At 41.2% G+C, this 7,994-nt stretch carries 6 protein-coding genes; 1 reads left to right on the forward strand and 5 read right to left on the reverse strand.

Translation table 11 applies throughout. The features are described from left to right. Positions 1-200 precede the first annotated feature (200 nt). The 4 genes from QZT73_RS00600 to QZT73_RS00615 form a co-directional block, all read right to left on the reverse strand. Positions 201-2,327, reverse strand: coding sequence for a PQQ-binding-like beta-propeller repeat protein (locus tag QZT73_RS00600; RefSeq protein WP_291786104.1), 2,127 nt, complete (start codon positions 2,325-2,327; stop codon positions 201-203). A 3-nt stretch (positions 2,328-2,330) separates the two neighbouring features. Next, the gene (locus tag QZT73_RS00605; protein ID WP_291786106.1) at positions 2,331-3,272 is read right to left on the reverse strand and encodes a nucleoside hydrolase; all 942 of its coding nucleotides are present in this window, start codon (positions 3,270-3,272) and stop codon (positions 2,331-2,333) included. Positions 3,273-3,413: 141 nt separating this feature from the next. Beyond that, entirely contained in the window at positions 3,414-5,066 is a 1,653-nt protein-coding gene (locus QZT73_RS00610; protein ID WP_291786107.1) for a DUF5060 domain-containing protein, read from the reverse strand. 41 nt (positions 5,067-5,107) lie between these two features. Continuing rightward, positions 5,108-6,394 (reverse strand): APC family permease, encoded by a 1,287-nt coding sequence (locus QZT73_RS00615; protein WP_291786109.1) that lies wholly within the window; start codon positions 6,392-6,394, stop codon positions 5,108-5,110. Between the two features lie 200 nt (positions 6,395-6,594). Here QZT73_RS00615 and QZT73_RS00620 point away from each other — a divergent pair, with 200 nt between their 5' ends. Continuing rightward, the gene (locus QZT73_RS00620; protein ID WP_291786111.1) at positions 6,595-7,734 is read left to right on the forward strand and encodes a hypothetical protein; all 1,140 of its coding nucleotides are present in this window, start codon (positions 6,595-6,597) and stop codon (positions 7,732-7,734) included. Here the strand turns inward: QZT73_RS00620 and QZT73_RS00625 are convergent. Continuing rightward, the coding region (locus QZT73_RS00625; protein ID WP_363331076.1) for an NAD(P)H-dependent glycerol-3-phosphate dehydrogenase at positions 7,735-7,994 on the reverse strand (260 nt) is incomplete at its 5' end.

The following is a 7,994-nucleotide window of genomic DNA, read 5'->3' on the forward strand; positions in this document are numbered from 1 at the left end:
ACAACCAAATTGAATTGATAAATATAAGGTCGTCGAGGCAAAAACCAAAATAACTTTTTTGAACCACAAAAGTTAACAAAGCCTACAAAAGTTTTCCCGATACGTCCTGCAAAATCCTAACCATCTGCTATTGGAGTATGTGCTTAATCTTTTGTTTCTATACCCTATTTTCGGGACTGGTTGTGGTTCAAAATTTTTTCTCAATCCGGCAATGCAAAAGCCACATAAGCATCTCCGGACTTGGTGCCTTTTCCGCCACCACAGGCGATGACCAAATACTGTTTTCCTTTTACTTCATATACTGCAGGGGTAGCATGTCCTGCTGCCGGCAATTTGGCTTCCCAAAGGACTTTTCCATTGTCTTTGTCAAAAGCCCTGATTTTCTCATCCTTGGTAGCAGCTATAAAAACCAAGCCACCAGCTGTAGTTACCGGGCCGCCATAGTTTTCCGTGCCTGTAGGATCAAAGCCTTTTTCGGTCAATTCATCAAATTCTCCCAAAACAGATTGCCATTTGATTTTCCCAGTATTCATGTCAATGGCAGTCAGCGTTCCCCAAGGTGGCTGGATTCCGGGATAGCCATCTTCTGTCAGTAAACGGGAATAGCCCTGCATATAAAATTGCGGCGTCAACATTTCTTTTCCACCTTCCAGTTCTTTCTTTTGCCCTGGATTTTCTTTTTCCTCTCCAAAAAGGTAGGCTATCATGGCTTTTCGTTCATCTTCTCCAATATGGGAGAAGGCAGGCATGGCCCCTTTTCCATTTTTGATCAGGTTATCTAAGTTTTTTTCATCGTATTTTTTCTCCAGATCTTGCAAGGATGGAAAGGCAGGAGGATTCCCCTTTCGGTCCATGCCGTGGCAGTTGGCGCAATAGTTGGCATAGACGCCCTGTCCTAGACTGGTAGATTTGGGATTGGCCCCCATGCGGATGACCCAAGGGATTTCATTGGCATTGATATACAATGTCTGTGTAAATGGATCAAAAGATGAACCTCCCCATTCGGCCCCTCCATCCATTCCGGGGAATAGTACAATCCCATGTTCGTGGCTGGGCGGCAGCCACATGTCCCCAAACTTCACATTGTCAAGTTTGCCCCGAATATCAGCCTCCCATTCTGGAGTGAGGCGGAGAATTTCATCTTCGGTGTAAACCATGCGCATAAAGGGTTCCGGTAAGGTAGGATGTGGCTGGGTAGGCCAACTCTTTTCTCCAGGAAGGGTAGATTGAGGAACGGCCTTTTCTTCAATTGGCCAGATAGGTTCGCCAGTGATCCTGTCAAATACAAAAACATACCCTTGTTTGGAAGTCTGAGCCACAGCATCTATCCATTTTCCATCCTTTTTGATACGAATAAGATTTGGGTTAGCAGGGAAATCCCTGTCCCACATATCATGATGTACGCCTTGAAAGTGCCATATACGTTCACCGGTATTGGCGTCTATTGCTATCAGGGAGTTGGAAAATAAATTGGCCCCATGTCTGAATCCTCCCCAAAAGTCATAGGTAGCAGACCCTGTCGGCACATAGACAATCCCTCTATTCTCATCCAAGCTCATTCCTGCCCAGTTATTCGCCCCTCCTATGAACTCAAGGTAATCAGGGTCCCAGGTATCGTATCCAAATTGTCCTTCCTGGGGAATGGTGTGGAAAATCCACTCCCGTTTCCCAGTTCGGACATTATAGGCCCTGATATGGCCTGGAGCAGCATCTAATCCTTCAGACAGCCGCATGCCTATGATGATTTTATCCTGATAAATCACTCCGGGACTGTTACTGACCAGCAGAAAGTCTTCCATATCGGTATCCAATTCTTTCTTCAGATCCACCATGCCATTTTCACCAAAAGTTTCAATGGGTCTGCCTGTGGTAGCATCCAGTGCGATAAGGAAATTGGATGCGCTTGAAAAAATGCGTTTGTCCTCTCCTTCCTCCCAATAGCTAATTCCTCGGTTCAAGCCTGCCCAAGAATTTTCTCCCCCCAATACCTGAAAGGGGTTGAAACGCCAAATGGGTTTTCCGGTATCCGCTCTCAAAGCGAAGACATTCAGTTGTGGACTGACTCCATAGAGGATATCATCCACCACAATGGGTTGTGTCTGAATTTGGCTTCTGTCCGTGGCATCCCCTGTTTGATATGTCCATGCCACTTCCAGGTTTTTCACATTTTCTTTAGTAATCTGGCTGAGTGAGGAATACCTGGCAGCATCATTCGTTCCGCCAAAATGACTCCATTTTGAATAATCAGGTAGTGAATACTCTTCAGAAGGAGAACATGCAAGAAACAGGAAGCATACTGCAAGGCTGAATAGGCGATATAGGTTCATGGTTTATTGTTTTAATACTTTCCAGAAATCCTCCATCAGGGCGTCTTTGTCTATTTTTGAATAAATCCTCACAGTAAAGGATTTGTTTTCGGGGGGACTGTTGACTGATAATATTTCTGAATGTTGTGGTAAAAGGTAAGCCTGCACCAAGGCCAAGTCCCACATGACCCGGGTTTTGTCCTGGGGATTTTGCTCCCTCCATCGATCGGCCAGAATTTTTTCAATGGGGACATTGTCGTCAGTCCTTTCATAAGTTTCTTCCCTGTCATATTTTAATGGAAGGGCTGTTTCCAAGGGCATAACGGTAAAGTCAAAATCAGCTAGATCCAACAAGTAATCAAATGCGTTCAGGTCATTGCGGATATTGAATTCATTTTTGCTCCAGGCTCTGTTCTGCTGATTGTACCTTGCACCCAAAGCATAAACTCTGATTTTAGGGAGGATTTCAGGAGCTAAAATGATAGCAGAAGCAATATTGGTCAATGCGCCTAAAGTGAGTATATCCAGCTTTTCTCCATCTGGAAGCGCCTCGGCGATTTTTATAATTTCCCGAGCTGCTGGTGAATCTCGGGGTTCTGTCCCACCCCATGCCCGGCCAATCTGCCTGTCTGCTCCTTTGGGGTGTGGAATATGGGTTAGTCCCATAGTTTTCAGGATCAGCTCATTGAGTCTTTGTGAGTCTTCTAAGGTATTGAGCCCTTTGGTTTCGTAAGCATTCCATTTTTCGAAAACCAAAAGATCCGGATTATTGAAATGGGCTGAGCTCAAGCCTACTACTTCCACTGATGGCTCTTTCAACAAACGTACTATGGCATAGAGGTCATCCATTTCATTACCCGTGTCTGAGTCTAGCCAGACTTTTTGTTTTTGGGCAAGGCTTGGAAAAGCAGCAAAAAGCAATACTGCCAAAATTATGCTTCCAATAAATCCCGTCTTTATTTTCATAATTCTATTTATTTCTGTCACGTTGTTATTCATTTTACCATAGACTATCTTATAATCTATTTTTACCTATTTCGACTATATATATACTATATTTCAATCCAATATCCATCATATTTCAACATTATTTCTACCATATATCAATTAAATACTTTCAAGAATCAACACACTCATTTCATACTGCCAGGGGCTTACCATTTCCATCCAGCCTGACCAATCAATTATTCCTTTTTCCTGATATTCCCCAGTAAATGGATTCATCCAGGTTACTTTTACTCTGCCACTTTCGGGCTTGGGCAGGATTACATTTGTCCTTTCTGTTTCTTTTGGGATCAACATCAAATAATTCCCTTTGTCGTCGTACATTCCAAATCCATTCGTAGCCAGATTATCATTTCCTCCTTTGTCATTGGTGGTTAGTTTTGGTACTGAAGGCTTGAAATCATTGAACTTGAATTTTTCGAAAAGATCGACCATATGTTTGTAATAATCATAGCGTGGCGGATTAAAATCATGTTTTTCATCCATAGCATCCCAGATCACAATGTTCCATGCTGCATCCTGCCAATAATAGGAACCATAAACTCCTGCAAAAACACATTCATAAGTTCTTTCCAAGCAGGTTTCCGCATTGGTGTAATTGCCTAAAAAGGATATATAAGGGCCTTCTTCATAGCCGCCATGTTCTATATTGACCACTGGTTTGGTATGAAATTGTCTTCCCTGAAGCATGAGTGAATACAGGTTTGGCCTCCAGCTTTGAATGGACACAAAGTCTACCTTGTCTTCATGCCGGGAATTGTATTCGTAATCATGGACAGTCAATAAGCGTTTAAATGCATCTCTAGCCCTTACCCTGCTGATGCGCTCGTGCAGGTAGGGAATATCACATCTGCCATAGTCAAGGGCTTCTTTTGAGATGTCCCAGATGACATTGCTAAAAGCTTGGTATCTATCAATGATATAATCAAAGTACATGTTGTCAGCTTTGCTGTACATCTCCGGCCAGTTTACTTTTTTGTTCCAGACATAGATCATTAGGTGGGCATCCAGACCACGCGCTTGCATTTCCAAAAAGACCCTGTCCAAATGCTGGAAAAGTTTGAGGTTAAGCCGGTCAAAATTCGGATTTTCATTTCCACCTTCAAAAATTCCATAATCCGGTTTTCCGAAGAAATATTCTTCAGGAACATCCTTTGCCACTCCCCAACCCACGTCATAAGCAAAGACATTCATGACCACATGGTTGAATCCATGGTTTTGGACATCATTCAGGATTTTACCTGTTCTAGACATTCCTTCAGGATTCTTATAATCCAAAGCGTACAGCCAATCGAGTTCGTACGCCAACAAAAAATGAGGGCTGCCATCTTCATAGACAAATGTCTGGGGATTCTCGGAATCTATATTTACAGCACCTTTTTGATTGGGTCTGGTATTGGGTCTGATCTTGATGCTGCCTTTCAGTCCTGATAGTTCGGGTCTGGAGGAATAGGTTTCAAAGGTCCAATTGCCTGTTTGAGACGCAGAAAAGCGGGATACCCATTCATTGTTGCCATTGAAAAAACCTGGGACATCCATACGCTGTCCATCTGGACCTGAGTATATAGCTCCAAATTCCACATCAAATGGGTTTTCATTTAGATCTACTCTACTTTTAAAGATGATATCATGAACCTGCCATTGCTCAGCCGTATAGATATTTCCTTCTTTATGTGCTTTTTGTATAATTTGAGCATGTGTAGGGATGGCCAGGATAATACCAATAAAAAAAAGAAAGATTTTGAAATGGGTCATTGGCTTTAAATTGGGTCAACCTAAAACTAATAAAAACCAATCTAATTTTCTTTACTCCCATTTTTGTATTTGGAAAAAATCTTGTGAATGGCAAAAATACCCAAACCCAAACCAGTCCAAATGAAGGTGTCCCAAATCTCTTCTGCCTGGCTTCCTGATAATAGCCAAATGGTGGCTACTATGCCCGCTATGGCAAAATAATTACCAGAGGGTATTTTGAAGTGATTGCCCTCAGGTTGGGTTTTTCGGAGTTTGATTAAAGCAGCAGAAACCATTCCATATAAAATCAAGCGGGAAATTACGGATACGGCCAAAGAACTCATAAAACCCCATACAATCGCTACGAAAGCCACCAAAGAAGCAAAAAAGGCGATGGATACGAAAGGCGTTGCAAAGCGCGGGTGTATTTTCCCAAAGAATTTGGGTAGTTGATCCTCCAAACTCAAAGCAAAAGGCAATCTTGAACCGCTTAAAATCTGCACATTTAAAGTGCCCATTATAGAAATGACAGCACCAATGGTGATGAACATGCCTCCATACCAACCCATAAATCCGGTAGCAGCATCGGCCAGTGGCTTGTCAGAGTTGGCCAAATCCGGTAAAGTTCCAATCGAAACCACCTGGATCATGATATAAAAACCGGCAATGATGGCAGCTGCTGTAATCAATCCAAAGGGTAGATTTTTCCTGGGATTGACAATCTCACCGCTATTGACCAATCCCGCTTCGAAGCCCCCAAAGGCAAAAATCAGCAAAAGAGCAGAAGCTGAGAAATCTTCCCAACTCGGCATTGGTCCGGGCTCAATCAGATCATAATCTATAAAAAAAAGACCTACCACAATAAATACTGCCAAAGGGAAAAGTTTGGCAACGGTAAGTATATTGCTGATTCTGGCGGTGTTTTTTACCCCTATCCAATTGATATAAGTGATCAGGCCTGTAATAAAAAGGATCATGCCTATCCTAATTTCAGGTTGGTTAAAAACATCCGAAAAGAAAGATAGATACAACACCATAAGGTTGATCAGAGTGGCATAGCTAAAAAGTCGGGTCAGCATCAGTAGCCAGCCAATCACAAATGCAGGGATGGGCCCAAAAGCCTCCAATACATATAAGTAGGGGCCCCCTGTTTTTTCAAATCTGGAACTGACCTCTGCAAAAACCAAAATCAGGACCATCATGACCAAAGCACAGACCAAAAAAGCCAAAATGGAATAAATACCTGATAAAGCAAAAACCTTAGCGGGCAGGGCAAAAATTCCGGCGCCTATCACAGAATTGATGATTAAAAATACAAGATCCCATTTCTGGATGCCACGCTTAAGCATAAGTCAAATTTCAGTTTCACTAAATTTATTTTAACCCATAAGTTATTTATTCTGGATGAAAACAAAAGGAGATATTGATTAAAGGGTCAAAATAATGGAAGTTTCTTAAAACTGATTTATGTGTGCTTTCATTTAAAAAGCTAAAAAAACTTGTTTTATTGTTTCTTTTATTAATTTAAAGTGTTGAAAATATGCTGATTATGAAAAATAAGCTGCAGATCATATTATTTAGTTTGCCTTTTTTTATGTTTTCTTGTTTTCAGGAAGATCCTCTTTCTGATCCAAACGAAGAGGTCTTAGAAAAACTGATAATAGATGACGGAGGGAGCACTGGTTTAGAGATTTCAAATAATGGAAACTTAGTGATTTTCAATTTTGAACACTTTTCTGTTCTGGATTCCAAAGGAGCATTTTTATTTCAAACTACGCCAGAAAAACATGGAATCAACACGCTTGTCATTGCTAATGATTTGATTTTTGTTGCTGGAAAATCCAAAGAAAGTTCAGGAGGTAAACCTGGGATATCTGCCTACGACAGCAATGGTAATCCGCTCTGGGAAATTGAATTAGAGGTTCCTGAGGAAGAAGTGGTAGAGACTATGTCCTTAAAGTGGTTCAATTCGAGACTTCTACTTTTCTTGGTAAGCGGGTCTGAGCAAAGTATTCCTCCTTTTCACAAGAGTATACCTTTTTTTGAAATCAGTCTCACTGGAGAATTGATGACCAGCAATTTAGGTCAATTGGCTACTGATGTGGATTATTTTGCCAACCATATTCTGATACTATCTGATAATAAGATGCTTATCCAAGGTTCCAGAAAAATCAGAGAAGGGATTGCGAATGAGGGTGTTTTGGTTTATTTGATTGAAGAAGGACAATTAAAATGGGGGAAGGAATTTGGAAATCAAGGATTCCAGGCTATTAACAAGATTAAAGAAAATGGTTTAGGAGGGTTCTGGGTTGTAGGTACCAGGCAGACTATAGCCTGGGCAATTGAAATTGACAGTCAGGGCAATAAAGTTTCTGAGATTAACCACCAAACTTATGAGTCCGGAAAAAATTGGTTTTATGATTTAGAATTCACAAAAGAGGGAATTTTATTTGCTGGTTTTACCAATAAGGGTGACGGGGATCTGGATGAGGCTTTAATAGCTTTATTTAATAGAGGGGGTGATCTTATCAAAGAGGAGGCAATATCACAAAATTCCCATAATAGTAGGGTTTACGCGGTAAGAAAAAGGGGAAACGATGAAATAGTATTTGCAGGATGGCAGTTAAATCAAAATTCGAACAGATTTGATTCTTGGATTTTTTCTAAATTTCTAGAGGATTTAAATTAATTAAAGAAAATCCACATCTACACTGAAGGGATATTTCATCAAGTATTGCAGCGCTTCTTCAATTTTAAGGTCTTCAAATAGTACTTTATAGAGGTTTTCTGTAATGGGTGCACGCATTCCTGTTCCTTCCACAAATGCTTTCATCAGGCGTACAGTATTGATTCCCTCTGCCACCTCTTCCATATTGGCTTGTATTTCTTCGAGTTTTTCACCCTTGGCTAAGCGGTAACCCACAGTAAAGTTTCTGGATAGGGTAGAGT

Origin of the sequence: Cecembia sp., from assembly GCF_007126775.1 — a bacterium.
Classification (GTDB): Bacteria; Bacteroidota; Bacteroidia; order Cytophagales; family Cyclobacteriaceae; genus Cecembia.

Coding starts and splice junctions, on each gene's coding strand:
- QZT73_RS00615 (WP_291786109.1), bottom strand. CDS start 6,394: ATGCTTAAGCGTGGCATCCAGAAATGGGATCTTGTATTTTTAATCATC.
- QZT73_RS00620 (WP_291786111.1), top strand. CDS start 6,595: ATGAAAAATAAGCTGCAGATCATATTATTTAGTTTGCCTTTTTTTATG.
- QZT73_RS00605 (WP_291786106.1), bottom strand. CDS start 3,272: ATGAAAATAAAGACGGGATTTATTGGAAGCATAATTTTGGCAGTATTG.
- QZT73_RS00600 (WP_291786104.1), bottom strand. CDS start 2,327: ATGAACCTATATCGCCTATTCAGCCTTGCAGTATGCTTCCTGTTTCTT.
- QZT73_RS00610 (WP_291786107.1), bottom strand. CDS start 5,066: ATGACCCATTTCAAAATCTTTCTTTTTTTTATTGGTATTATCCTGGCC.